Consider the following 25,908-nt stretch of genomic DNA (forward strand, 5'->3'; position numbering starts at 1 on the left):
GCGTCAGGAGCCAGGGTGGAGAGCGCACCGGGAGCGTGCCCATTTCCCCCGGACCCATTCGGAAGAATTGAAAGGCGGCTCCCATGAGGGGAATCGATTCCGCAGCGGAGGCCGTGCTCCGGTACCGGCGGCCGGATCCGTCGTGCTGGGAGACCGTCGTCGAAGCGGTCTGCGAGGGATCGCCCAGCCGGGACGCGAGTGCGGCGCTCGTCCAGGCCGGCCGCGCCGTCGTCGGACAGGCCGACCGGATCGCCGGATCGCTCGCCGAACTGCTCCGGTTCTCCGTCCCCACCTCCGGCCACACCGTCCAGGTGCACGCCTTCGCCCTCGCGGGGCCGGGCGACGTCCGGGCACTGCCCGCCCTGCCGCACCCGCCGTGCCCGAGGTGGTCGGGATCCTGGAGACGCCCTACGCCTACGACGCCCTGCGCGTCCTCGGCCGGATCGGGCCCGCCGCGGCCGGCACGGCGGACCGGCTGGCCGCGTACGCGACCGGACGTGATCCCCGCACGGCCCGCAACCACCCCCGGCGCGCCGCCTGGGCGCACTGGAAGGTCACCGGGGACCCGGCTTTCGCCCTCGATGTGTGCGGCGCGGCCCCGTGCTCCGCCTCGGGGAGATCGGCGCCGCTGCTCCGCGGGATCCTGGCCGCCGAGAAACGCCTCGGCCAACCCTTGGCGGGCCGGCGGATCCTGGCCGACGGGCTCTATGTGCGCACCCTCGCCGAGGCCCTGGCCCGCATCGACCCGTAGATCCGCAGCCCCGTAGGACCAGGCGTCAGGCGCGGGTCCGGAAGCGGTTCAGCAGGTCCGCCGCGGGGTGCGGACCCGCGGGCTGCGGGTGGCGCGGGAGGCGGTGGGGCATCGAGCCGTACCAGGACCGCGAGACGGTGTAGCCGAAGGCGAGGCAGATCATGCCGCCCACGGCGTCGAGCCAGAAGTGGTTGGCGGTGGCCACGATGACGACGAGGGTCGCCGTCGGGTAGAGCAGGCCCAGGATGCGGGCCCAGGGAGCCGAGGCGACCGCGAAGATCGTCAGCCCGCACCAGAGCGACCACCCTATGTGCATGGACGGCATCGCGGCGTACTGGTTCGACATCTGCTTGAGGTTCCCGGAGGCCATGGAGCCCCAGGTGTGGTGGACCAGCACGGTGTCGACGAAGTTCTGTCCGTTCATCAGCCGGGGCGGCGCGAGCGGATAGAAGTAGTAGCCGACCAGGGCCACGCCGGTGGTGGCGAAGAGGACCAGGCGCGTGGCGGCGTACCGCCCCGGATGGAACCGGTAGATCCACACCAGCACGCCGATGGTCACGACGAAGTGGAGTGTGGCGTAGTAGTAGTTCATGCCCACGATCAGCCACGTCACGGAGTTGATGGCGTGGTTGACCGACTGCTCGACGGCGATGCCGAGGTTCCGCTCGACGCCCCAGATCCAGTCGGCGTTCGCGAGGGCGACCGTCTTCTGTTCGGGCACCGCGTTGCGGATCAGCGAGTACGTCCAGTAGCTGACCGCGATGAGCAGGACCTCGAACCAGATCCGAGGCCGGCGGGGGGCGCGCAGCCGGGAGAGCAGGGTGCGGTCGGAACCCCGGCGGGTCTCCGTCTCGACCACGGTGGGTGAGGAGACATCCGCCGGGGTTTCCAGTGTCTTCACGCTCGATTCACCCATGGGGAGAGAGTCTGCCAGATGCGTTCCCGCCTCCGATCATCCCTCGGGACGGTCTTCGGCGCAGCCGGTCCGTCTCAGGTACGAGACGCCGCGCGGCGTTGCCCCCGGCCGGAGGCCGTCGAGCCGCGCACCACCAGTTCGGGCAGGAACACGAACTCGCTGTGCGGGGCCGGCGTACCGCCGATCTCCTCCAGCAGGGTCCGCACCGCGGCCTGTCCCATCGCCTGCACGGGCTGGCGGATGGTGGTCAGCGGCGGGTCCGTGAACGCTATGAGGGGGGAGTCGTCGAAGCCGACCACCGACACGTCCTGCGGCACCCGCAGCCCCTGCTGGCGGGCGGCCCGGATCGCGCCGAGCGCCATCATGTCGCTCGCGCACACCACCGCGGTGCAGCCGCGCGAGATGAGTGCGGCCGCGGCGGCCTGGCCGCCCTCCAGGGTGTAGAGGGAGTGCTGGATCAGCTCCTCCACCTCGGCCTCGTCGAGTCCGAGCCGTTCCTTCATCCCGAGCCGGAAGCCCTCGATCTTGCGGAGGACGGGCACGAAGCGCTTCGGTCCGACCGCGAGGCCGATGCGGGTGTGGCCGAGCGCGGTGAGGTGGGTGACGGCGAGGACCATCGCGGCCCGGTCGTCGGGGGAGACGAAGGGGGCCTGCACCTTGTCGGAGAACCCGTTGATGAGGACGTACGGGACGCCCTGCCCGCGGAGTTGGTCATAGCGGCCCATGTCCGCGGTGGTGTCGGCGTGCAGACCGGAGACGAAGATGATCCCGGAGACCCCGCGGTCGACCAGCATCTCGGTCAGCTCGTCCTCGGTGGACCCGCCGGGCGTCTGCGTGGCCAGCACCGGCGTGTACCCCTGCCGGGTCAGGGCCTGGCCGATGACCTGGGCGAGCGCCGGGAAGATGGGGTTGTCCAGCTCGGGAGTTATCAGACCGACGAGTCCGGCGCTGCGCTGGCGCAGGCGTACGGGGCGTTCGTAGCCGAGTACGTCGAGGGCGGCCAGCACGGATTCACGGGTGCCGGCGGCCACACCGGGCTTGCCGTTGAGCACGCGGCTGACTGTGGCTTCGCTGACCCCCGCCTGGGCTGCGATGTCGGCTAGCCGTGCGGTCACGGGATTGGACTGTACCGGCCGCTGGCTCACATTGCCCACCACGTGCACGAATCCGGCGGAAGGCGGACGGTGCGGCCGTCCGTCTCCACGGGGGAGCTGGAGAGTACGGGGCGTCCGGGCGCGGGAAGCTCGACCGCGTCGGGGCGGCTGTTGAGGGTGCAGGCGAAACCGGGCCGGGTGAAGAGGAGCACTCCCTCGGGCGCGGGCAGCCAGCACATCCCGGAGCGGTACGGGGCCTCGGCGGCGGGACCGGTCCCCGCCTCCGGGGCGCCGAGGCCGGGCATCGCCCGGCGCAGCTCCAGCGCGGCGCGGTAGAGCTCCAGGGTGGAGTGCGGGTCGCCGGTCTGGGCGGCGACGGTCAGACCGTCCCAGCCGGCCGGCTGCGGGAGCCAGCTCCCGGTCGGCCCGAAGCCGTACGGCGGCTCCGCCCCGCACCACGGAATGGGCACCCGACACCCATCGCGCAACCCCTCCTGCCCGTCGGCCTCAGGCCCGGCCCCCGCTTCGGCCGGGGACTGCCGGAGGCGCCCGCGGCGGAAGGCGGGGTCGCGGCGGGAATCGTCCGGGAGGTCCAGGACCTCGGGGAGGCCCAGTTCCTCGCCCTGGTAGAGGTACGCCGAGCCGGGGAGGGCCAGCATCAGGAGGGCGGCGGCCCGGGCGCGGGCGAGGCCGCGGGCGCCGCCCCCGTACCGGGTCACATGGCGTACCACGTCGTGGTTGGACAGCACCCACGTGGTCGGGGCGCCGACCGAGGTGGTGGCTGCCAGGGACTCGTCGATGACGGTCCGCATCGCGACGGTGTCCCACGGGCAGTTGAGGAACCGGAAGTTGAAGGCCTGGTGCAGCTCGTCCGGCCGGACGTACAGCGCGAGGCGTTCGGAGGTGGGGGCCCACGCCTCGGCGACGCCGATGCGGTCGCCCTCGTAGGAGTCCAGGAGCCGGCGCCACCCGCGGTGGATCTCGTGGACCCCGTCCTGGTCGAAGAAGGGGAGCGGCTCGGTCCCGATCAGGGTGGCCTGCGCGCCGCGGCCGATGTCCGGCAGGCCCGGGGCCTTGACCATGCCGTGGGCCACGTCGACGCGGAAGCCGTCGACGCCCAGGTCGAGCCAGAACCGCAGGACGGACGCGAATTCGGCGGCGACCTCCGGGTGGTCCCAGTCCAGGTCCGGCTGCTCGGGGGCGAAGAGGTGCAGGTACCACTGGCCGTCCGCGACCCGCGTCCACGCCGGGCCGCCGAAGATCGACTCCCAGTCGTTCGGCGGCTCCGCGCCGTCGGCCCCCCGCCCCGGGCGGAAGAGGTAGCGCGCCCGGGCCTCCGGGTCCCCGGCGAGGGCGGCACGGAACCAGGGGTGCTGCGCGGAGGTGTGGTTCGGCACCACGTCCACGATGACCCGCAGCCCCAGCGCGTGCGCCGCGCGGACGAGCTCGTCGGCGTCGGAGAGGTCCCCGAAGAGGGGGTCGACGGCCCGGTAGTCGGCGACGTCGTAGCCGCCGTCCGCCTGCGGGGAGACGTAGAAGGGGGTGAGCCACACGGCGTCCACCCCGAGGCGGGCGAGGTGGGGGAGGCGCGAGCGGACCCCGCGCAGGTCGCCGACTCCGTCGCCGTCGCTGTCGGCGAAGGAGCGCACGTACACCTGATAGATGACTGCATCGCGCCACCAGCCACCGCTCGCGGTCGCGTTGCTGGAAGAGCTTGCAAGCTGGACGGCCGTCGACTCGTGGGTCATATCGGGGTCAACGCGGGTACACCTCCCGTGGTTGCGGGCCCGGGCAGTCGAAGGTGACTCGAACTAACAGCAAGCTGCGGCAACCGTACGGACACACGGATGTAACGATCCCCTCCGCTTGCAGAAAGTTTGCGCAAGGTCTTTCGGTCCTCTTTCAGTCTTGTTACGTTCCTGGCAACTCGGGACCGCGAGGGCGCGGTCGGGATCATTGAAGGAGTTCATATGCGGCGTGGCATAGCGGCCACCGCGCTGGTCGCGACCCTGGCGCTCGCGGCGACGGCTTGCGGTGGGGACACGAAGGACGACGGCGAGGTCAACGCCGGCGGCGAGCTTTCCGGCACGGTCACGTGGTGGGACACCTCGAACGACGCCGAGAAGGCCAGCTTCCAGAAGATCGCCGAGGCGTTCACCGCGAAGCACCCGAAGGTGACCGTCAAGTACGTCAACGTCCCGTACGGCGACGCGCAGAACAAGGTCAAGAACGCCTTCAGCAGCGGCTCCGACGCGCCTGACGTGATCCGCGCCGACGTCGGCTGGGTCGCCGACTTCGCCTCGCTCGGCTACCTCGACGAGGTCCCGGCCGAGACGGCGAAGAAGGTCGACGCCGAGTTCCTGCCGCAGGCCGCGGCCAGCGGCAAGTACGAGGGCAAGACCTACGCAGTGCCGCAGGTCATCGACACCCTCGGCCTCTTCTACAACAAGAAGATGCTCGCCGACGCCGGCGTCCAGCCCCCCAAGACGCTGGAGGAGCTGAAGACCACCGCCGCCGCCATCAAGGCGAAGTCCGGCAAGGCCGGCCTCTACCTGCGCGGCGACGACTCCTACTGGTTCCTCCCGCTGATCTACGGGGAGGGCGGCGACCTCGTCGACGCGAAGAACAAGGCGGTCACCGTCGACAACGCGGCGGGCGTCAAGGCCTTCAAGACCGCTCGTGACCTGGTCACCTCCGGCGCGGCGATCACCAACGCCACCGACGGCTACACCAACATGCAGACGGCCTTCAAGTCCGGCGAGGCCGCCATGATGATCAACGGTCCGTGGGCCGTCGCCGACACCTACGCCGGTGACCAGTTCAAGGACAAGGCCAACCTCGGCATCGCCGCCGTCCCGGCCGGCTCCGTCAAGGCCGGTGCCCCGCAGGGCGGCCACGACCTCGGCGTCTACGCCGGTTCCAAGAACCGCACCGCCGCGCACGCCTTCGTCGAGTACATGACCTCGCAGGAGGTCCAGGTGCAGTCCGCCAAGGACCTGAGCCTGCTGCCGACCCGTACCGCCGCCTACGAGCAGCCGGACGTCAAGGGCAGCGAGATGGTCCAGTTCTTCAAGCCGGCCGTGGACAAGGCCGTCGAGCGCGCCTGGATCCCGGAGAACGGCTCCCTCTTCGAGCCGCTGAAGGTCGAATACACCAAGGCGATCACCGGGGCGTCGAGCCCGGAGGACGCGGCCAAGTCGGCCGGCGTCGAGTTCCGCAAGATCCTCAAGGGCTGGAAGTAACGAAACCATGGCTGCTCACACCAGCCAGTCGGTGGCGAAGGCCGCGGGCGACGGAGTCGGAGACGACACCGCCGCCCGCGGCCGGAGCCGCTGGACTGACAGCAAGGCCCCCGGTGGGACCAAGGGCGGGCTGAGGCGCGCCCTCGCCACCCACTGGTACGCCTGGACGATGATCGCCCCGGTGGTGCTCGTCCTCGGCGTGATCATCGGCTGGCCGCTGGTCCGCGGCATCTACCTGTCGCTGACCGATGCCAATGAGCGCAACGTCTCGCGCACCATCGGCGCCCGCCACATCGAGGCCACGTACGAGTTCGTCGGACTCGACAACTACGCGGACGTGCTCAGCGACCCGGTGTTCCTGCAGCGGCTGGTGTGGACGGTGATGTGGACCGTCGCGTGCGTGTCGATCACCTTCACGCTCGGCCTGGTCCTGGCCAACATGCTCAACCGGGACTTCAAGGGCCGCGCCGCCTACCGGATGGCGCTGATCCTGCCCTGGGCCGTCCCCGGCTTCGTCTCGGTCTTCGCCTGGCGGTTCCTCTTCAACCGCGACAACGGCATCCTCAACAAGCTCCTCGACGGCGGCGGCATCGCCGCGGTCCCGTGGCTCGACGACCCGACCTGGGCCAAGTTCTCGGTCGTCGCCGTCAACGTCTGGCTCGGCGTCCCCTTCATGATGGTCGCCCTGCTCGGCGGACTGCAGTCCATCCCCGGTGAGCTCTACGAGGCCGCCGAGATGGACGGCGCGAGCGCCTGGCAGCGGTTCCGGCACATCACCCTGCCCGGCCTGCGCGCGGTGAGCATGACGGTGATCCTGCTCTCCACCATCTGGACCTTCAACATGTTCCCGGTGATCTTCCTGCTCACCCGCGGCGGACCGGGCGACTCCACCGAGATCCTGGTGACCCAGGCCTTCCGCGAGGCGTTCGTGTCGAGCCCGCGCGACTTCGCCGGCTCCGCCACGTGGGGCGTACTGATCCTCGCCTTGCTCATGATCTTCGCGCTGGTCTACCGGCGCTCGCTGCGCAAGCAGGGAGAGGTGTGGTGACCATGACCAACGCTCGTACCCGGGGCAGCCGCTCCCCGCTCGCCTCCGTGGGCCTGCACCTCACCCTGCTCGGCGCGTCCGTCATCGCCGTGTTCCCGGTGCTGTGGATCCTGCTGACCTCGCTCAAGCCCGCCGAGCACGCGGTCACCACGGACTTCATCAAGGAACCGTCCCTCGGCAACTACACGTACCTGCTGGAGTCGAGCCACTTCCTCAGCTGGTTCGGGAACTCCGTCCTGGTCGCCGGCGTCACCACCGTCCTCGGTGTGTTCATCGCCGCCACCACCGGATACGCGGTCAGCCGCTTCAAGTTCCCCGGCATGAAGCCGCTCATGTGGACCCTGCTCATCACGCAGATGTTCCCCATGGCCATCCTCATCGTGCCGCTCTACAACCTGATGGGCGACCTCGGCCTGCTCAACCAGCCGATCGGCCTGATCATCACGTACCTCACCATCGCCGTGCCGTTCTGCGCCTGGATGATGAAGGGCTTCTTCGACACCATCCCGGTGGAGATCGACGAATCCGGCCGGGTCGACGGGCTCAACCCCTTCGGCACCTTCTGGCGGCTGATCCTGCCGCTGGCCAAGCCCGGTCTCGCCGTCACCGGCTTCTACGCCTTCATCACCGCCTGGGGCGAAGTCGCGTACGCCTCCGCCTTCATGGTCGGCGAGGAGAACCTCACCCTGGCCGGCGGACTGCAGACCTTCGTCACCCAGTACACCTCCAACTGGGGTGCGATGAGCGCCGCCTCGGTCCTCATCGCCATCCCCGCGGCGATCTTCTTCGTTTTCGCCCAGCGTCACCTCGTCGCCGGGATGACCGCAGGCGCCACCAAGGGCTGACCACCCGCCTGCTCCCGCATCACCGGCCCGATCTCTCCAAGGACGACATGACCCAGCACCTCGCCGACGCACTTCCCACCTCCACCGGCACCCTGCCCGGCTGGTGGAGAGACGCGGTGATCTACCAGGTCTATCCGCGCAGCTTCGCCGACTCCAACGGGGACGGCATGGGGGACCTCGAAGGCATCCGCAGCCGTCTGCCCTACCTCAAGGAGCTGGGCGTCGACGCCGTCTGGCTCAGCCCCTTCTACGCCTCCCCGCAGGCCGACGCCGGCTACGACGTCGCCGACTACCGGGCCATCGACCCGATGTTCGGCACCCTGCACGACGCCGACGCCGTGATCCGCGAGGCCCACGGACTGGGTCTGCGCATCATCGTCGACCTCGTCCCGAACCACTGCTCCGACCAGCACGAATGGTTCAAGCAGGCGCTGCGCGAAGGTTCCGGGTCCCGGCTGCGGGAGCGCTTCCACTTCCGTCCCGGCAAGGGCGAGAACGGCGAACTGCCGCCCAACGACTGGGAGTCGATCTTCGGCGGGTCCGCCTGGACCCGGGTCGCGGACGGAGAGTGGTACCTGCACCTCTTCGCACCCGAGCAGCCCGACTTCAACTGGGAGCACCCGGCCGTCCAGGACGAGTTCCGCTCGATCCTGCGCTTCTGGCTCGACCTCGGCGCCGACGGCTTCCGCGTCGACGTGGCCCACGGCTTGGTCAAGGCGCCCGGCCTGCCCGACCTCGGTGCCAGGGACCAGCTCAAGCTGCTCGGCAACGACGTCATGCCCTTCTTCGACCAGGACGGCGTCCACGAGATATACCGCTCCTGGCGCCGGATCCTCGACGAGTACCAGGGCGACCGCGTCCTGGTCGCCGAGGCGTGGACCCCGACCGCCGAACGCACGGCCCGCTACGTCCGCCCCGACGAGATGCAGCAGGCGTTCAACTTCCAGTACCTGACCAGCGACTGGGAGGCGGGCGCGCTCCGCGAGGTCATCGACGGCTCGCTGGCCGCGATGCGCCCCGTCGGCGCCCCCACCACCTGGGTGCTGTCCAACCACGACGTCACCCGGCACGCCACCCGCTTCGCCAACCCCGCCGGCCTGGGTACCCAGCTGCGCGAGCCCGGCGACCGCGAGCTCGGTCTGCGGCGGGCCCGCGCGGCGAGCCTGCTGATGCTGGCGCTGCCCGGTTCGGCGTACGTCTACCAGGGCGAGGAGCTCGGCCTGCCCGACGTCACCGACCTGCCGGACGAGGTCCGCCAGGACCCGTCGTTCTTCCGCGCGGCGGGACAGGACGGCTTCCGCGACGGCTGCCGGGTCCCCATCCCGTGGTCGGGTACGCAGGCCCCGTACGGCTTCGGCACCGGCGGCAGCTGGCTCCCGCAGCCGGACTCCTGGGCGGAGCTGAGCGTGGAGGCGCAGACCGGCGACCCGTCCTCCACCCTGGAGCTGTACCGGACCGCCCTGCGGCTGCGCCGCGCGCGCCCGGACCTGGGCGCGGGCGAGTCGGTGGACTGGCAGGAGGCTCCCGCCGGCGTCCTGGCCTTCCGCCGCGGGGACTTCCTCTGCACCGCCAACACCACCGGCACGGCGGTACGGTTCCCCGTCGCCGGCGAGGCCCTGCTGTCCAGCGGCGAGGCGGTCGAGGACGGCGTGCTGCCGGCCGACACCACGGTGTGGTGGCAGGTGACGTCGGGGTGACCTCCCCCCTCCGGCTGACGGACATCGCCGCGCAGGCCCAGGTCAGCGAGGCGACCGTCAGCCGTGTGCTCAACGGCAAGGCGGGCGTCGCGGCCGGCACCCGGCACAAGGTGCTGGCCGCGCTCGACCTGCTCGGCTACGAGCGGCCCGTACGGCTCAAGCGGCGCAGCAACGGCCTGGTCGGGCTGCTGATCCCGGAGCTCACCAACCCGATCTTCCCGGCCTTCGCGCAGGTCATAGAGCAGGCGCTGGCCGGGCACGGGTACACGCCGGTGCTGTGCACGCAGACCCCGGGCGGGGCCACCGAGGACGAGCTGGTGGAACAGCTGGAGGAGCGCGGGGTCACGGGGATGGTCTTCCTGTCGGGCCTGCACGCGGACTCCCACGCGGACCCGTCCCGCTACCAGCGGCTCGCCGCGCGCGGAGTCCCCTTCGTACTGATCAACGGCTTCAACGAGCAGATCAGCGCGCCCTTCGTCTCCCCGGACGACCGGGCGGCGGCCGACATGGCCGTACGGCACCTGGAGGACCTGGGCCACCGGAGGATCGGCCTGGCGATCGGCCCGACGCGGTACGTGCCGTCGGCGCGCAAGGAGCAGGGGTTCCTCGCCGCCGTGCCGGACGCGGAGACGGAGGGCCTGATCCAGCGCACCCTGTTCACGGTGGAGGGCGGCCACGCGGCGGGCATGGCCCTGCTGGACCGCGGCTGTACGGGCATCGTGTGCGGCAGCGATCCGATGGCGCTGGGCGTCATCCGCGCGGTGCGCGAGCGCGGGCTGCGGGTGCCGCAGGACGTGTCGGTGGTCGGCTTCGACGACTCCCCGCTGATCGCGTTCACGGACCCGCCGCTGACGACGGTCCGCCAGCCGGTGCGCGCGATGGCGACGGCTGCGGTGGGGGCCCTCCTGGAGGCGGTCTCGGGCACCCCGGTCCAGCGCACGGAGTACGTCTTCCAGCCGGAACTGGTGGTCCGGGGCTCCACGGCGCAGGTGCCTTAGCCCTCCCGGGCGGGGCGGTGCGGGCCTGCTCCGCCCCGCCCGGGAGCCTGCCGGGCGATCCCGTCAGTGGCCGTGGCCGCGCCCCCGATGGCACCGGCCTTGAGGAAATTCCTTCGCTCGACCATCGTCTCCAGCCTTCCGCAGACGCCGTGTTGTCCTGAAGGCATATCGCGCCGGTTCCCGGGGCGCTGCCCCAGCGCGCCGGTCCGGTGGGAGAAGCCATCGATGGGCCCATATGGGCAGTGAATGGGCAGGAATTGGGATCGAGTGATGGTCACCGGGCCTCGCCGCTCCCGCCGCGCAGGGGTTCGCGCCCAGAGCCACCTGTCCGGCGGGACACGCCTCGGAAACAATTCTGCAATCTCTTGCGCAAACTCTTGCAGCGCTCCTACCTGGCCCCTACGGTCGCTCCAATCCCCACCTCTCCCGCCAGGAGGCCCCCCGCATGCCTGCCAGAGCCGTCAGAGCTGCAACTCTTTTCGCCACCACCGCACTTGCCGCCGCCACCCTCACGGCCATCGGACCGCAGGCCTCCGCCGCGGCGCCCGGGGACAAGGACGTCACCGCCGTCCTCTTCGAGTGGAAGTTCGCCTCCGTGGCTGCCGCCTGTACCAGCGCGCTCGGGCCCGCCGGGTACGGCTACGTGCAGGTCTCGCCCCCGCAGGAGCACATCCAGGGGCCCCAGTGGTGGACCTCGTACCAGCCCGTGAGCTACAGGATCGCCGGACGGCTCGGCGACCGCACCGCCTTCAAGGCCATGGTCGACAGCTGTCACGCCGCCGGTGTGAAGGTCGTCGCCGACTCCGTCATCAACCACATGGCCGCCGGCGACGGGACCGGGACCGGCGGGAGTTCGTACACGAAGTACAACTACCCGGGCCTGTACTCCGGTTCCGACATGGACGACTGCCGGGCCACCATCTCCAACTACCAGGACCGCGCCAACGTCCAGAACTGCGAGCTCGTGCAGCTCGCCGATCTGGACACCGGCGAGGACTACGTGCGGGGCCGGATCGCCGGGTACCTCAACGACCTGCTCTCCCTCGGCGTCGACGGCTTCCGGATCGACGCCGCCAAGCACATGCCCGCCGCCGACCTCGCCGACATCAAGTCCCGGCTGACGAACCCCGGCGTCTACTGGAAGCAGGAGGCGATACACGGCGCGGGCGAGGCCGTCTCGCCGAGCGAGTACCTCGGCAACGGGGACGTGCAGGAGTTCCGGTACGCCCGGGACCTCAAGCGCGTCTTCCGGAACGAGAACCTCGCCTACCTGAAGAACTTCGGCGAGGCCTGGGGACACATGCCCGGCGGCCAGGCCGGGGTCTTCGTCGACAACCACGACACCGAGCGCGTCGGCGACACCCTCAGCTACAAGGACGGCTCCGCCTACACCCTCGCCAACGTCTTCATGCTGGCCTGGCCCTACGGCTCCCCGGACGTGCACTCGGGCTACGAGTGGACCGACAAGGACGCCGGCCCGCCCAACGGCGGCGCGGTGAGCGCCTGTTACGCCGATGGCTGGAAGTGTCAGCACGCCTGGCGGGAGATCTCCTCGATGGTCGGCTTCCGCAACGCGGCCCGCGGCCAGTCCGTCACCAACTGGTGGGACAACGGCGGCGACCAGATCGCCTTCGGACGCGGCTCCAAGGCGTACGTCGCCCTCAACCACGAGGGCTCGGCCCTCACCCGCACCTTCCAGACCTCCCTTCCCGCCGGCGACTACTGCGACGTCCAGAGCGGGCGCACGGTCACCGTGGGTGCGGGCGGGCAGTTCACCGCCACCCTCGGCGCCGGTACCGCCCTCGCCCTGCACGTGAACGCCCGGACCTGCGCGGGTACCCCGGCCGGACCCGCCGGGGCCTCCTTCGCCGTCAACGCCACCACCGTCCCCGGCCAGAACGTCTACGTCACCGGGGACCGGGCCGAGCTCGGCGCCTGGAACACCGCCGCCGCCCTCAAGCTCGACCCGGCCGCCTACCCCGTCTGGAAGCTCGACGTCACCCTTCCGGCCGGCACGTCCTTCGCGTACAAGTACGTCCGCAAGGACGCCGCCGGCAACGTCACCTGGGAGAGCGGCGCGAACCGCACCGCCACCGTCCCCGCGAGCGGCAAGGTCATGCTGACCGACACCTGGCGCGCCTGAGCCGCCGCCCCACCGACCAGGGCCGCCCGGCACCTCTCTCTCCCCGCCACCGCCGGGCGGCCCTCATCCGTGCGACACGTACACAAGGAGACCCGCCTTGATACGCCCTGCCGCAGGAGTGCTCGCCGCCGCCCTGGCCGTGACGCTCCTGCCCGCCCTCCCCGCCGCGGCCGCTGCCGCCGCGAAGCCGCCCGCCCCGCCCTCGGACGCGAAACTGGCCGCCGAGCCGGCCCGGCACGACCTGACCCGGGAGCAGTTCTACTTCGTGCTCCCGGACCGGTTCGCGAACGGCGACCCGCGCAACGACCGGGGCGGCCTGACCGGCTCCCGCCTGGAGACCGGCCTGGACCCGACCGACAAGGGCTTCTACCAGGGCGGTGACCTCAAGGGGCTCACCGACCGGCTGGACTACATCAAGGGGCTCGGCACCACCGCCATCTGGATGGCGCCGATCTTCAAGAACCAGCCGGTGCAGGGCAAGGGCGACGACGTCTCGGCCGGCTACCACGGCTACTGGATCACCGACTTCACCCAGGTCGACCCGCACTTCGGCACCAACGCCGACCTGGAGCGGCTGATCGACACGGCCCACGGGAAGGGGATGAAGGTCTTCTTCGACGTCATCACCAACCACACCGCCGACGTCGTCGACTACCGCGAGGCCTCCTACTCCTACCTGTCGAAGGGGGCGTTCCCGTACCTGACGAAGGACGGCGTGCCCTTCGACGACGCCGACTACGCGGGTGGGAAGTCGAAGTTCCCCAAGGTGGACGGGGAGTCCTTCCCGAGGACCCCCTTCGTGCCGGACGCGAAGAAGAACCTCAAGGTCCCTGCCTGGCTCAACGACCCCACGATGTACCACAACCGGGGCGACTCCACCTTCGCCGGCGAATCCTCCGACCAGGGCGACTTCTTCGGCCTCGACGACCTGTGGACCGAGCGTCCCGAGGTCGTCGAGGGGATGGAGAAGATCTACGAGAAGTGGGTCAAGGACTTCGACATCGACGGCTTCCGGATCGACACGGTCAAGCACGTCAACACCGGGTTCTGGGCGCAGTGGGCGACCGCCCTCGACGCCTACGCGGCCAAGCGCGGCCGGGACGACTTCTTCATGTTCGGCGAGGTCTACTCCGCCGACACCGCCGTCACCTCCCCCTACGTGACCCGCGGGAAGCTCGACGCCACCCTTGACTTCCCGCTCCAGGACGCCATCCGCGCGTACGCCTCCCAGGGCGCGGGAGCCGGCCGGCTGGCCTCCGTCCTGGCCGACGACTACCGGTACACCAGCGACAAGGCCAACGCCTACGAGCAGGTGACCTTCCTCGGCAACCACGACATGGGCCGCTTCGGCACCTTCCTGAAGCAGGACCGGCCGGGCGCGGGGGAGCAGGAGCTGCTGGGCCGCTACCGGCTGGCCAACGAGCTGATGTTCCTCTCCCGGGGCAATCCGGTGATCTACTCCGGTGACGAGCAGGGCTTCACCGGCGCGGGCGGCGACAAGGACGCCCGCCAGCCGCTCTTCGCCTCGCAGGTCGCCGACTACCTGGACGACGACCAGCTCGGAACGGCGCGCACGCATGCGAGCGATGCCTACGATCCGGAGCACCCGCTCTACCAGCAGATCAGTGCTCTCGCGAAGCTGACCAAGGACCACCCCGCCCTGCGCGACGGCATCCAGAGCGAACGCCTCGCCGACGGCTCCGTCTACGCCTTCGCGCGCACCGACGCCCGCAGCCGCACCGAGTACCTGGTCGCCGCCAACAACGGAGCCGAGTCCCGCACCGTCGAGATCGACGCCCCGGCCGGCGCCCAGTACCGCACCCTCTACGGCGGCACCGCCCTGCTCCGCGCCTCCGCGGCGGGCAAACTCACCGTCCCCGTCCCGGCCCTCGGCTCCGTGGTCCTCCAGGCCCTCGCGCCCGCCGCCAAGCCCACCGTCAAGCCCGCCCTCACCCTCAAGGCCCCGGCCCCCGGCGCCACCGGCACCGTCGAGCTCTCCGCCGACGTCACCGGCGGCGGCCTGAACCGGGTCGTCTTCGCCGCGCAGAGCGGCAACGAGAAGTGGCAGGTGCTCGGTTCCGCCGACCACGCCCCCTACAAGGTCACCCAGCACGTCACCGCCCCCGCCGGCACCGCCCTGCGCTACAAGGCCGTCGTGGTCGACGCCGCCGGCCGCACCGCGAGCGCCCTCGCCGCGTCCGTCGCCGGCCAGGCCCCGCCCACCGAGGTCCCCACCGCCACCCAGCGCGACTACGCCGTCGTCCACTACAACCGGCCCGACGGCGACTACACGAACTGGCGGCTCTACGCCTGGGGCGACCTCGCCGACGGCGAGGCCGCTCCGTCAAAGGCACAGCCGGAGGGCCACGGTTTCACCGGCCGCGACGCCTACGGCGCCTTCGCCTACGTCAGGCTCAAGCCCGGCGCCTCCTCCGTCGGCTACCTCGTCATCGACAAGGACGGCAACAAGGACGTCGCCGCCGACCGCACCATCGACGTGACGAAGACCGGCGAGATCTGGCTGGAGCAGGGCAAGGAGCCCGCCCGCACCGACCGCCCGGCCTACCCGCCGCAGGACCAGACCAAGGCCGTTCTCCACTACCAGCGCCCCGACGGCGCCTACGACGGCTGGGGCCTGCACGTCTGGACCGGCGCCGCGGCCCCCACCGACTGGTCCAGGCCGCTGCTCCCCGTCCGCACCGACTCCTACGGCGCGGTCTACGAGGTCCCGCTCGCGGCCGGCGCCACCAGCCTGAGCTACATCCTCCACAAGGGCGACGAGAAGGACCTCCCCTCCGACCAGTCCCTGGACCTGAAGGCCACCGGCCACGAGGTGTGGATGCTCGGCGGAAAGGAGAAGTACCTCCTGCCGCAGCCCGCCGGCTCCTCCGCCGCCCTGGACCTCACCAAGTCCCAGGCCGTCTGGATCGACCGCGACACCCTCGCTTGGAACGCCCCCGCGGCCGCCGCCTCCGTACAGCTCCTCGCCTCCCGCGACGGCTCCCTCAAGGCGGAGAACGGCACCCTGACCGGCCGCGCCCAGTGGCTGCGCCTGGGCGCCCGGACCGAGCTGACCGCCGCCCAGAAGCAGAAGTTCCCGCACCTGACCGCCTACGGCGCGTACACCGTCGACCCGCGCGACCGCGACCGGGTCCGCGAGGCCCTGCGCGGCCAGCTCGTCGCGAGCGCCCGCGCCGCCAACGGGGCCGTCCTCGCCGCCACCGGCGTCCAGCTCGCCGGCGTCCTCGACGACCTGTACGCCACGACCGCGGCCCTCGGCCCGGCCTTCAAGGACGGCCGCCCCACCCTCTCCGTCTGGGCGCCGACCGCCCAGCAGGTCTCCCTCGAACTCGACGGCCGTGCGGTCGCCATGCACCGCGACGACGCCACCGGCGTCTGGTCGGTGCGCGGCGAGCGCTCCTGGACCGGCAAGCCGTACCGCTACGCCGTCACCGTCTGGGCCCCGACCACCGGGCAGCTCGTCCGGAACCTGGTCACCGACCCGTACTCCACCGCCCTGACCGCAGACTCCACCCACAGCCTGGCCGTGGACCTGGCCGACCCGAAGCTCGCCCCGCCCGGCTGGAAGACCCTGCGCAAGCCCGCCGCCGTCCCCTTCACCTCCGCGCAGATCCAGGAGCTCCACATCCGCGACTTCTCCGTCGCGGACCGCACCAGCACCCACCCCGGCCAGTACCTGGCCTTCACCGACACCTCCTCGGCGGGCATGCGGCACCTGCGCGACCTGGCCGCCGCCGGAACCTCGTACGTCCACCTCCTCCCGGCCTTCGACATCGGCACCATCCCGGAGAAGCCCGCCGACCGCACCGAGCCCGCCTGCGACCTCACGGTGTACGCGCCGGACTCGCAGGAGCAGCAGGCGTGCGTGGCCGCCGCGGCCGCGAAGGACGCGTACAACTGGGGCTACGACCCGCTGCACTACACCGTCCCCGAGGGCAGCTACGCGAGCGACCCGAACGGCACGGCCCGTACGGTCGAGTTCCGCAGGATGGTCCAGTCCCTCAACGGGTCCGGGCTGCGCACGGTGATGGACGTGGTCTACAACCACACCGTCGCCGCGGGCCAGTCGGACAAGTCGGTCCTCGACCGCATCGTCCCCGGCTACTACCAGCGGCTGCTGGCCGACGGCTCCGTCGCCACCTCCACCTGCTGCGCGAACACCGCCCCCGAGAACGCCATGATGGGCCGGCTCGTCGTCGACTCGATCGTCACCTGGGCGAAGGAGTACAAGGTCGACGGCTTCCGCTTCGACCTCATGGGACACCACCCGAAGGCCAACATCCTCGCGGTCCGCACGGCCCTCGACGGCCTGACCCTCGCCAAGGACGGGGTCGACGGCAAGAAGATCGTGCTCTACGGGGAGGGCTGGAACTTCGGCGAGATCGCCGACGACGCCCGCTTCGTGCAGGCCACGCAGAAGAACATGGCCGGAACCGGCATCGCCACCTTCTCCGACCGGGCGCGCGACGCGGTCCGCGGCGGCGGCCCCTTCGACGAGGACCCGCGCGTCCAGGGCTTCGCCTCGGGCCTGTTCACCAGCCCCAACTCCGCGCCCGCCAACGGCACCCCGGCCGAGCAGAAGGCACGCCTGCTGCACGCCCAGGACCTGATCAAGGTGGGCCTGTCGGGCAACCTCGCCTCGTACGCCTTCACCGACACCACCGGCCGCCGCACCAAGGGCTCCGAAGTGGACTACAACGGAGCCCCGGCCGGCTACGCGGCCGCCCCCGGCGACGCCCTCGCCTACGCCGACGCCCACGACAACGAGACCCTCGCCGACGCCCTGACCTACAAGCTCCCGCCGGCCACGAGCACCGCGGACAAGGCCCGCATGCAGGTCCTGGCCATGGCGACGGCCACCCTCTCGCAGGGCCCGTCCCTCTCCCAGGCGGGCACGGACCTGCTGCGCTCCAAGTCCCTGGACCGCAACTCCTACGACAGCGGCGACTGGTTCAACGCGATCCAGTGGGACTGCCGCGGCGGCAACGGCTTCGGCCGGGGCCTGCCCCCGGCCGCCGACAACGCCCCGAAGTGGCCCTACGCGCAGCCGCTCCTGACGGGACCGGCCCCCACCTGCACGGACATCACCGCCACCGCGGCGGCCCACCGCGACCTGCTGAAGATCCGCACCACCGCGCCGGAGTTCGCCCTCACCACGGTGGAGGCGGTCCAGTCACGGCTGGCCTTCCCCCTCTCCGGCAAGGACGAGACCCCGGGCGTGATCACCATGACCCTGGGCGACCTGGTCGTGGTCTTCAACGCGACGCCCACCGCCCAGCCCCAGCGCGTTCCCGCCCTCGCCGGCACCGCCTACCGGCTGCACCCGGTCCAGGCCGCCGGCTCCGACCCCACGGTCAAGCGGTCCGCGTACGACACCACGACCGGAGAGTTCACCGTCCCCGCCCGCACCGTCTCGGTCTTCACGCGAGGCTGAGTTCGTCCAGCCGCTTCTCCAGCAGGATCACCCCGTACGTCCTGCCGTCCTTCCCCGCCTTGTCGGGGAGCTCCCCGACCACCCGGTAGCCCGCACCCCGGTAGTACGCGAGCAGCCGGGGGTTGGTGGAGACGCAGTCCAGCCGGGCCCGCTCCCGTCCGGTCCTGGCGATCCGCCGCTCGGCATGTTCGAGCAGGCGGCGCCCGGCGCCGGCGGGGGCGGCCTCGCGTTCGACCATCAGCCGGTGGACGTAGCCGGCCACCGGGGGCTGGACGCCCCAGGCGTCCTCGTCGGACCACCACAGCTCGTAGGCGCCGACCACCCGTCCGTCGCAGTCGCCGCCGAGCCACACCTCGCCGTCGGCCATCCGCGCGCGGAAGTGGGCGGCGTCCTTGTCGCCGGGCTTCCACTGGTCGATCCCGTGCTTCTGCATCCAGCGGGCGGCCTGGTCGTGCAGCCGCACCAGCGTGCCGGCGTCCTTCTCCGCGGCCTGCCGGAACAAGATCCCGTCGTCAATGATCACGCGGGCATTATCGGTGATCGGGTGTCGCCGATGATCAAGGGCTCGGAACGAGCCCGCCGAGACGCCCCACCAGTTCTCCGAACGGCCCGTCGGCCGGCTCGTCGGCCAGGATCCGTACGAGGATCCCCGCCATCTCCGCGTCGTAGGCGGCGCTCACCGCGGCCAGCGCGGCGAAGTCGTGCACCAGCTGCAGCTCCAGCTCGGCCCGCGGGATCCGCCGGCCGTCCAGCCAGATCAGCGCGGTGGACTCGGCCAGCGACACCCAGGACCGCACCACGAGCTCCAGCCGGGCCGGCACTTCGGCGAGCCCGATGCCCAGGTGCGTGAGGATCTGCTCGTACGCAGCCTGCCGGACCTCGTCGATCATCGCGTTGGCCCGGCTGCTGCCGGCCGCCGGACCGCCCCGCATCAGCGCCGAGAAACCCGGCCCGTGGTCGTCGACGAAGGCGAAGAACCGCCCCATCACCCGCAGCAGCCGCGCTCCGAGCGGCCCCTCCCGGGGCTCGACGAAGCGCTGCGCCAGCTCGTCGGCCGCCCGGCGCAGCGCGGCCTCGTACAGGCTCAGCTTGCCGGGAAAGTAGTGGTAGACGAGCGGCCGGGATATACCGGCGGCCGCCGCGATCTCGTCGATCGACACATCGTCGGGCGACCGGTGGCTGAACAGCTCCAGGGCCACCCCGATCAGCTGTTGCCGCCGCTCCTCGACACCCATCCTGCGTCGCACCCCGGTTGTCATGCGGACACCCTACTGGGGAGCGTTCACAGGTCCAGGACGAGGCGGTCCCCCTTCGCGCGCGAGACGCACAACAGCATCGAGTCCGCCCGCTCCGTGTCCGTGAGGAGCTCGTCGCGGTGGTCCACCGCGCCCGCGAGCACGCGGTGTTGGCAGGTCCCGCAGAAGCCCTGCTCGCAGGAGTACGGGGTGGCGGGCAGTTCCCGGCGCACCGCGGCCAGGGTGGTCTCGTCCGCGGCGACCTCGACGACCCTCCCCGAGCGGCGCAGTTCGACCGTGAAGGGGTTCGCCGGGGCGGGCGCCGCCGCCGGGGCGAAGCGTTCCAGGTGGACCGCCGCCGGGTCCGGGGCCGCCGCCGTGACGGCCAGCATCAGGGGCTCGGGGCCGCAGCAGTAGACGAGCGTGCCGGGCCCCGACGTGGTCAGCGGGGTCAGGTCGGGCCGGCCCGCCTCGTCCTCCGGGACCACCGTGACCCGGTCCCCGTAGGCGGCGAGGTCGTCCAGGAAGGGCATCGAGTCGAGGGAGCGGCCCCCGTACAGGAGGGTCCAGTCGGCGCCCGCCGCCGTGGCGGCCCGGAGCATCGGCAGGATCGGGGTGATGCCGATGCCGCCCGCGACGAAGACGTACGAGGGCGCCGGGACCAGCTCGAAGCGGTTGCGCGGAGGGCGCAGTTCCAGTTCGGCGCCCTCGACCAGCTGGTCGTGCGCCTCGCGGGAGCCGCCGCGGCCGTCCTCGACCAGCCGGATCGCGATCGTGTAGCGGCCGGCGTCCGCCGGGTCGCCGCACAGGGAGTACTGGCGGACCAGGCCCGACGGCAGGGTCACGTCCACGTGCGCGCCCGGCGTCCACGCCGGGAGGTCCGGTGACTCCAGGCTCAGTTGCAGCACGCCCTCGGCCGGCTGCGCACGGGAGACGATCAGGGCGCGCAGCGCACGGCGCGGGGAGTGGCCCGAGACCGGTGTCTCCAGGGCCGGCAGGGGCCAGAGCGGGGACTTCCCGATGCGGCGGCTCAGGGCGCGCCGGGTCACCCAGGCGGCGCCCGCGACGGCGGTGACCGCGAGGGCGCGCCTCATGCCCGCACCCCGCCGTTCGCGCCGGGGGAGGCGGCCAGGTAGGCCACCGCCTGGGCCGTCGAGCCCTCCTGGGAGGGGTGGTACGTGCGGGAGAGGTACTTCGGTATGGACTTCAGCATGGCGCCGCTGGTCGGCAGGACGCCCTGCCGTCCCGCCCGGAAGAACTGTCCGAAGGAGGCCTTGGCGGCGGCGTCCAGGTGCGGGTCGTTCTCCATGAAGAAGCGGACCCCGCGCTGCCACAGGAAGACCAGCGCGGTGAAGGCGGTGGCCCAGGTCCGGGCCCGGCGGCGGTAGTTGCCGTCCACGTGCATGAAGAGGTCGAAGGCCACCGAGCGGTGCTCGACCTCCTCGGCCCCGTGCCAGCGCAGCAGGTCCAGCATGGTGGGGTCGGCGCCGCGCCGGTCCAGGGCCTCGGCGTTCAGCACCCAGTCGCCGAGGAACGCCGTGTAGTGCTCGATCGCCGCGATCATGGCGACCCGCTCCATCAGCCACCAGTGCCGGGCCCGGCCCGGCGGGAGGGTGCGGTCGCCGAGGAGCTTCTCGAACAGCCAGTCCACCTGCGCGGTGTACGGGGTGGGGTCCAGCCCGAGTCGCTTCAGGTGGGGGAGCACGTCGTCGTGCGCGGCGGCGTGCATGGCCTCCTGGCCGATGAAGCCGACCACGTCCGCCCGCAGCCGCTCGTCCTTGATGTGGGGGAGCACCTGCTTGTAGACGTGCACGAACCAGCGCTCGCCCGCGGGCAGCAGCAGGTGCAGCACATTGATCATGTGCCCGGCGAAGGGTTCGCCGGGCAGCCAGTGGAGCGGGGTGTCCTCCCAGCCGAAGGACACGTTCCGGGGCCTCAGGTCCACGTGTTCCGACGCCACGGGGGCGGGCGCGAGCGGCGTATTAGACATGGCGTCAATGTACTGATGGGTACAGGGGGTGAGAAGCCCCCTGCGCCGACTTCTCGCGCCCGCCCGGCCCGGCGGCGGGCTAGCGCCCGGTGTTTCCGCTCACGAGCGCCCACTCGCGGTTCAGGGTGCCCAGCGGGATCTTGCGCTCGAAGACGGGCGTGCCGAACAGGGACAGCTGGAGGTGGAGGTTGCCGCTCAGGTCGAATCCTCCGTACAGCGCCCAGGCGCCGCTGACGGAGGTCTTGCCGTCACTGGACGCGGTCGCCTTGGCGTCGGCCTCGCCGCGCAGGTACGGGGCGAAGTCGGCGGTGACGCCGACGGCGCCGTAGAGACCGACGGACGCCTCGGCGCCGAGCGCGCCCTTGACCTTGCCGGAGGCGGTGACGGTCGCCGTGACCGGCGTGCTCTTGACGTTGGACTGGCTGACCGGCGTCCAGCCCTTGCCGGTGGCGTAGCTGCCGCCGACCTTGAAGTCGCCCTTGACGTCCTGCTGGACGTCGAGGGTCACGCGGCCGTCGGCCTCCACCTGGATGTAGCAGGTCAGGTCGAGGTTGACGACGACCGGGACCGGCCCGACCTGGATGACCGGAGAGCTGTGCAGCTTGGCGAAGGGGATCCGCTTGGGGGCCCCGGTGCTCGCGGCGGCGCGGCCCTGGAGCTTCCACTGCGAGGACCAGTCGCCGCTCATCCCGAGGAAGGCGCCGCGCGGGCCGGCGCCGCCGCCCGGGGTGCCGTCGTACGAGAACTCGACCTGCGGGGCGAGCTGGACGAAGCCGGTCACCGAGGCGCCGGCCGAGGCGGGGGCGTCCGGGGCGGTGTCGACGGCGGCGTTCACGTCGAGCCGCAGGTTGCCGAGCGGCAGCTTCGCACCCTCGGGGCCGAACTTCACGCCCCCGGTCTTGGCCCAGGAGAAGGTGACGCCCTTCATCAGGGGCTCGACGACGACCGCTGACGGGTCGACGGGGACCTTGCCGTCGGCCTTGTCGTCGCCCAGGACGGAGTTCAGCGTGGTGGCCGCGGTCTTGACCTCGGTGCCGCCCTCGGTCTTGCCGACGACTTCGGTGACCTTGGCGAGCAGGCCGTTCGGGGCGCCCGGTGCCGGGGCGCTGGCGATGACGTCGCCCGCCGCGACGGGCTTGGCGGCCTCGGGGGACTTGCCCGGGGACGGCGTACGGGTGGGCCCCTCGGGGGCCGTGGATATGACGGCCCGTCCGCTCTCCTTGTCGTAGGAGGCGACCTTCAGCGAGGACTTCTCGGTCTTGCCCTTCCCGTCGCCGCGGGACACGGCCGCCGGTGTGGGCGATCCCTGTGGCGCCGCGGCCACGTCGAGCTGCTGCGACGTGCCGTCGCCCGACGGGGCGAGGGTGGCGGGAGCGGCCGGTTCGGAGGCGACGGTGTGGGGTGTGGAGGAGCAGCCGGTGGCGGCGAGCGCGAGGGCGGTCAGGCCGGGGAGGAGGAGGCGGCGGGCGAGCATGCGCACGTGGTTGACCTTCAGGCAGGTGAGGGGTGTGGGGGATTACCGATCGGTAACCGGAATCCGATCATGCCATGTGCGCGCTACGACCGTCATGTCCGGATCCCGCCAACTCCTCGACCAGGCTTGGTCGTTGAATCTTCACCCGCCTCCGCGTCCGCCTCCTCGCCCAGGCCCCGAGTCCCCGGCTACCGCAGCGTCCCCGCCTTCGTCCCGTCCGTGAGCTTGCCCGACAGGTCCACCTGCGCACCGGCCGACGCCTTGACCGCGAGCCGGTTGCCGTTCGCCGCCCCGCTCACCCCGCCGCCCGACACCGACAGCGAGGCGAACTGCGCACTGCCCGCCGCCAGTACGTACCACTGGCCCGCACGCGACTTCCACAGCACGCCCGCCAGCACCCGCGGCTCCCGGGACCCGCACGCGGCGGACCCCTCGGACTTCGCCGCCTGCGCCGCCGTCGCCGAGCCCGGGGCCAGGAACTGCGCCTGCACCCGGTCCGCCGCGCCCTGCCAGGTCTCGGCCCGCGTGCAGAGCCAGGTCGCCGTACCGTCGCCCTCCGGCAGCGGCTGCTTCGCGTACGTCCAGGCGTTGACCGTACGGACCCCGTGCGAGCGGACCGAGGGCAGCAGGCAGGCGATCTTCGACCAGTCGGCCAGTTCCGCCGCCTCCGTCACGTCGCGCTCGGCGCCCGGCGCGCCCGACGTCAGCCGGGCCGGGGTCAGTTCGCCGAGGTCGGTGATCAGCCGGGTGGTCCCGTCGCCGGTCAGGGCCAGGGCGTTCCAGCTCGTACAGCTGCCCGCCGGGGCCGGGCCCGCCACCGGCGGGGTCACCCCGTCCGGGGCCGGCTTCAGCACCGCCGCCGGGGTGCCGGGCTTGAGGAGGTCCCGCAGGGAGACGCCGGTGACCCAGGGCGCGGTGAGGTAGCGGACGTTGCCGTCGACCCGGCTGAGCACCAGCGCGGTCGCGGTGTCGGCCGACGCGCCGTCGGTCCGGGCGAAGTCGAGGGCGGCGCCGGCGGTCCCGGTGCGCGGTTCGGCGTAGCGGACCACCCGCAGCCCGTCGTGGAACAGGACCACGACGGCCTGGTCCACGGCGCCCGCGAACAGCAGCTGCGCCGGTCCCATCGGCGGCCCGGCCGGGGACCCCGGAGTGGCCGAGACGACCACGGAGGAGCCGGGCCGGGCCCAGACGGCCAGCGCCCGGCGCAGCAGGGCGGCGTCGTCGGCACGGTCCCCGCGGGCGGGCCAGGTGGAGAAGTCCGTACGGGAGGACGTGTGCCAGAGCGTGGGCGCGGCCCGGACCAGCTTCCCGGGATCCAGGGCCTGCTCGGCCGCGGCGTTGCGCGCGTAGAGCGGGGCGGCGGCCCCGTCCGAACCCCAGCCCCCGCCGGGCAGCGCGAGCAGCGCCCCGCACACGGCGAGCGCGGCCGCGGCGGCCAGCGCGGCCCGGCCGAGCCGGCGCCGCCGCAGCAGGTCGGTGGGCCGGGCCTGGAGCACGCACGGGTCGAACTCGGGGGAGGCGAACAGGGCGTCGTTCGCCGGATCCCCGGACTCTGCGACGGCGGCGGCCGGATCCGGGACCCCGGCCTCGTCGAGCACCCGGAGCACCTCCGGCTCGGGCAGCCGCTCCAGGGCCCGCAGCACGCAGGCGGCCCGGCCGGGCCCGTCGAGGGTGGCCAGCCACTGGTCGAGGGCGAGCTCCTCGGCCCCGCCCGAGCGGGGGAACAGCCGCAGCCCCCACACCTGGGGGAGCAGCGGCGGGAGCTGCGCCCGCCGGGGGAGCGCCCGGAAGGTCAGCGGGATCCCCGCCTCCAGGGCGGCGCGCAGCACGCGCAGCCGGACGTACGTGTAACCGGAGTCGTCCGCGCCGGCCCGCTGGCCCGGAACCCCTCCCTGCACGGCCGCCGCGGCCGCCGCCGCGTCCCGCCGCCCGCGCGGCAGCGCCCGCTGGACCAGCGAGTGCGCGGTGAGCACCCGCCGGTTGCGGCCGAGGGCGGGCGGCAGCACCAGATAGGCGAGCCGCACCAGCCGCGGGTAGTGCTCGACGATCGCGGCTTCGGCCTGCTCGACGTCCGGCGGCACGGGAGACACGGGAGGCAGGGGGCGGGTGGCGGTATCCGGCGCAGTCACGTTCAGCAGAACGAGCGAATCGTCGGATGGTCACCCGGCCGGACGGCCTCCTTCGGGTGCGACATTCAGGGGGGCGGGGTCAGGCCACCAGGCGGGCGCGCAGCGCATCGACCGTCTCGTCGGGGACGCCGAGCCCCTCGCGCACGTACTTCTCCATGGAGCCGTAGCGCGTCTCCACCTCGTCCAGCGCCGCCTCCAGGTACGAGGGGAAGACGCCGATCAGCGCGAGCGCGATGTCCGGGTCCCCGCCGGCGGCGGTGAAACCCTCGATCATCGGGGCGAAGGCCTGCTTCACCGCGGGGTTGACGGAGAGGTATTCGGCCATCAGGGTCTCGTCGTCCGCCCCGAGCAGCGCCAGGATCACCGTCGCGCCCCAGCCGGTCCGGTCCTTGCCGGCCGTGCAGTGGAAGAGCAGCGGGCCCGCCGTGGGGTCGGCGGCCTCGGTCAGCAGCATCCGGTACGCGGCCTGCGCGGAGCCGGAGTTCACGAAGGACCGGTAGGTGTCGGCGAACAACGCCTGGGCCTTGCCGCCGCCCAGGTGCTCCTCGGCCACCGCCGGGTCGGACAGCAGGTCCTTGAGCTGCGACGCGGCGGGCTTCTTGCCGGCCTCCCGCAGCTTGTCCGCGAGGACGTCGCCGACCAGCAGCCGGGCCCCGTCGGGTATCCGGTCGGGGTGGTCGGCGCGCTCGGCATCGGTGCGGAAGTCGATGACGGTCCGCACGCCCAGGGCGGCCACCACCGGATCGGCGTCGAGGTCGAGCCGGTCGAGCTGGCCGGAGCGCAGCACCAGGCCGGGGCGGACGGTGCGGCCGCCGGCGAGCGGGGTGCCACCGAGGTCGCGGAGGTTGGCGACGGTGGTGGAGGGGGTGGCGGTCATCGTGGCGGCTCCAG

General features: G+C 72.1%; 19 protein-coding genes. 8 read left to right on the forward strand and 11 right to left on the reverse strand.

Annotated features, from left to right (window positions below):
* Positions 1-376: 376 nt before the first annotated feature.
* Positions 377-751, forward strand: a complete 375-nt coding sequence (locus tag ACFYZ4_RS06845) for a hypothetical protein (protein WP_390783282.1) — start codon at positions 377-379, stop codon at positions 749-751.
* Between the two features lie 25 nt (positions 752-776).
* On the opposite strand, the gene ACFYZ4_RS06850 is transcribed toward ACFYZ4_RS06845, so the two are convergent.
* The 3 genes from ACFYZ4_RS06850 to ACFYZ4_RS06860 form a co-directional block, all read right to left on the reverse strand.
* Positions 777-1,667, reverse strand: a complete 891-nt coding sequence (locus ACFYZ4_RS06850) for a phosphatase PAP2 family protein (protein WP_351291533.1) — start codon at positions 1,665-1,667, stop codon at positions 777-779.
* A 74-nt stretch (positions 1,668-1,741) separates the two neighbouring features.
* Positions 1,742-2,782: a LacI family DNA-binding transcriptional regulator gene (locus ACFYZ4_RS06855; RefSeq protein ID WP_351291535.1), complete on the reverse strand. Its 1,041-nt coding sequence runs from the start codon at positions 2,780-2,782 to the stop codon at positions 1,742-1,744.
* A 26-nt stretch (positions 2,783-2,808) separates the two neighbouring features.
* Positions 2,809-4,509 carry a glycoside hydrolase family 13 protein gene (locus tag ACFYZ4_RS06860; RefSeq protein WP_351291537.1) on the reverse strand — a complete coding sequence of 567 codons (1,701 nt, stop codon included), beginning with the start codon at positions 4,507-4,509 and terminating at the stop codon, positions 2,809-2,811.
* Positions 4,510-4,731: 222 nt separating this feature from the next.
* On the opposite strand from ACFYZ4_RS06860, the gene ACFYZ4_RS06865 reads away from it, so the two are divergent.
* Genes ACFYZ4_RS06865 through ACFYZ4_RS06885 form a run of 5 tightly spaced genes read left to right on the forward strand, consistent with a single transcriptional unit; the run spans position 4,732 to position 10,591 of the window.
* Positions 4,732-6,003 carry an extracellular solute-binding protein gene (locus tag ACFYZ4_RS06865; protein ID WP_351588966.1) on the forward strand — a complete coding sequence of 424 codons (1,272 nt, stop codon included), beginning with the start codon at positions 4,732-4,734 and terminating at the stop codon, positions 6,001-6,003.
* A gap of 7 nt (positions 6,004-6,010) precedes the next feature.
* Positions 6,011-7,051 (forward strand): sugar ABC transporter permease, encoded by a 1,041-nt coding sequence (locus ACFYZ4_RS06870; RefSeq protein ID WP_351291541.1) that lies wholly within the window; start codon positions 6,011-6,013, stop codon positions 7,049-7,051.
* Positions 7,052-7,053: 2 nt separating this feature from the next.
* Positions 7,054-7,896 (forward strand): carbohydrate ABC transporter permease, encoded by an 843-nt coding sequence (locus ACFYZ4_RS06875; RefSeq protein WP_351291543.1) that lies wholly within the window; start codon positions 7,054-7,056, stop codon positions 7,894-7,896.
* Positions 7,897-7,943: 47 nt separating this feature from the next.
* The gene (locus tag ACFYZ4_RS06880; protein ID WP_390783283.1) at positions 7,944-9,593 is read left to right on the forward strand and encodes a glycoside hydrolase family 13 protein; all 1,650 of its coding nucleotides are present in this window, start codon (positions 7,944-7,946) and stop codon (positions 9,591-9,593) included.
* Complete coding sequence (locus tag ACFYZ4_RS06885; protein ID WP_351291547.1) at positions 9,590-10,591, forward strand: LacI family DNA-binding transcriptional regulator; 1,002 nt, start codon at positions 9,590-9,592, stop codon at positions 10,589-10,591. Before ACFYZ4_RS06880 ends, ACFYZ4_RS06885 begins: the two co-directional genes overlap by 4 nt.
* Here ACFYZ4_RS06885 and ACFYZ4_RS06890 read toward each other — a convergent pair.
* Positions 10,588-10,758, reverse strand: a complete 171-nt coding sequence (locus ACFYZ4_RS06890; protein WP_351291549.1) for a twin-arginine translocation signal domain-containing protein — start codon at positions 10,756-10,758, stop codon at positions 10,588-10,590. The two genes, ACFYZ4_RS06885 and ACFYZ4_RS06890, sit on opposite strands and share 4 nt — an antisense overlap.
* Positions 10,759-11,036: 278 nt before the next feature.
* On the opposite strand from ACFYZ4_RS06890, the gene ACFYZ4_RS06895 reads away from it, so the two are divergent.
* Both ACFYZ4_RS06895 and pulA read left to right on the forward strand, forming a co-directional pair.
* Positions 11,037-12,734: a carbohydrate-binding module family 20 domain-containing protein gene (locus tag ACFYZ4_RS06895; RefSeq protein ID WP_390783284.1), complete on the forward strand. Its 1,698-nt coding sequence runs from the start codon at positions 11,037-11,039 to the stop codon at positions 12,732-12,734.
* A gap of 97 nt (positions 12,735-12,831) precedes the next feature.
* Positions 12,832-18,189: a pullulanase-type alpha-1,6-glucosidase gene (pulA, locus tag ACFYZ4_RS06900; RefSeq protein WP_390783285.1), complete on the forward strand. Its 5,358-nt coding sequence runs from the start codon at positions 12,832-12,834 to the stop codon at positions 18,187-18,189.
* On the opposite strand, the gene ACFYZ4_RS06905 is transcribed toward pulA, so the two are convergent.
* The 7 genes from ACFYZ4_RS06905 to ACFYZ4_RS06935 form a co-directional block, all read right to left on the reverse strand.
* A complete protein-coding gene (locus ACFYZ4_RS06905) occupies positions 18,176-18,712 on the reverse strand; it encodes a GNAT family N-acetyltransferase (protein ID WP_351291555.1) in 537 nt (178 codons plus the stop codon). The genes pulA and ACFYZ4_RS06905 overlap by 14 nt on opposite strands.
* Before the next feature lie 34 nt (positions 18,713-18,746).
* Positions 18,747-19,448 carry a TetR/AcrR family transcriptional regulator gene (locus tag ACFYZ4_RS06910; protein WP_351291557.1) on the reverse strand — a complete coding sequence of 234 codons (702 nt, stop codon included), beginning with the start codon at positions 19,446-19,448 and terminating at the stop codon, positions 18,747-18,749.
* Between the two features lie 23 nt (positions 19,449-19,471).
* The gene (locus ACFYZ4_RS06915; protein ID WP_390783286.1) at positions 19,472-20,518 is read right to left on the reverse strand and encodes a PDR/VanB family oxidoreductase; all 1,047 of its coding nucleotides are present in this window, start codon (positions 20,516-20,518) and stop codon (positions 19,472-19,474) included.
* Complete coding sequence (locus tag ACFYZ4_RS06920; protein ID WP_351291561.1) at positions 20,515-21,414, reverse strand: metal-dependent hydrolase; 900 nt, start codon at positions 21,412-21,414, stop codon at positions 20,515-20,517. The genes ACFYZ4_RS06915 and ACFYZ4_RS06920 overlap by 4 nt, the downstream gene beginning before the upstream one ends.
* 79 nt (positions 21,415-21,493) lie before the next feature.
* Positions 21,494-22,894, reverse strand: a complete 1,401-nt coding sequence (locus ACFYZ4_RS06925; protein WP_384347822.1) for a hypothetical protein — start codon at positions 22,892-22,894, stop codon at positions 21,494-21,496.
* 182 nt (positions 22,895-23,076) lie between these two features.
* Complete coding sequence (locus ACFYZ4_RS06930; RefSeq protein ID WP_390783287.1) at positions 23,077-25,017, reverse strand: hypothetical protein; 1,941 nt, start codon at positions 25,015-25,017, stop codon at positions 23,077-23,079.
* A gap of 79 nt (positions 25,018-25,096) precedes the next feature.
* Complete coding sequence (locus ACFYZ4_RS06935) at positions 25,097-25,894, reverse strand: tyrosine-protein phosphatase (protein ID WP_390783288.1); 798 nt, start codon at positions 25,892-25,894, stop codon at positions 25,097-25,099.
* Positions 25,895-25,908 lie beyond the last annotated feature (14 nt).

The sequence above is a fragment of the Streptomyces sp. NPDC001513 genome, from assembly GCF_042894695.1.
Lineage (GTDB): Bacteria > Actinomycetota > Actinomycetes > Streptomycetales > Streptomycetaceae > Streptomyces.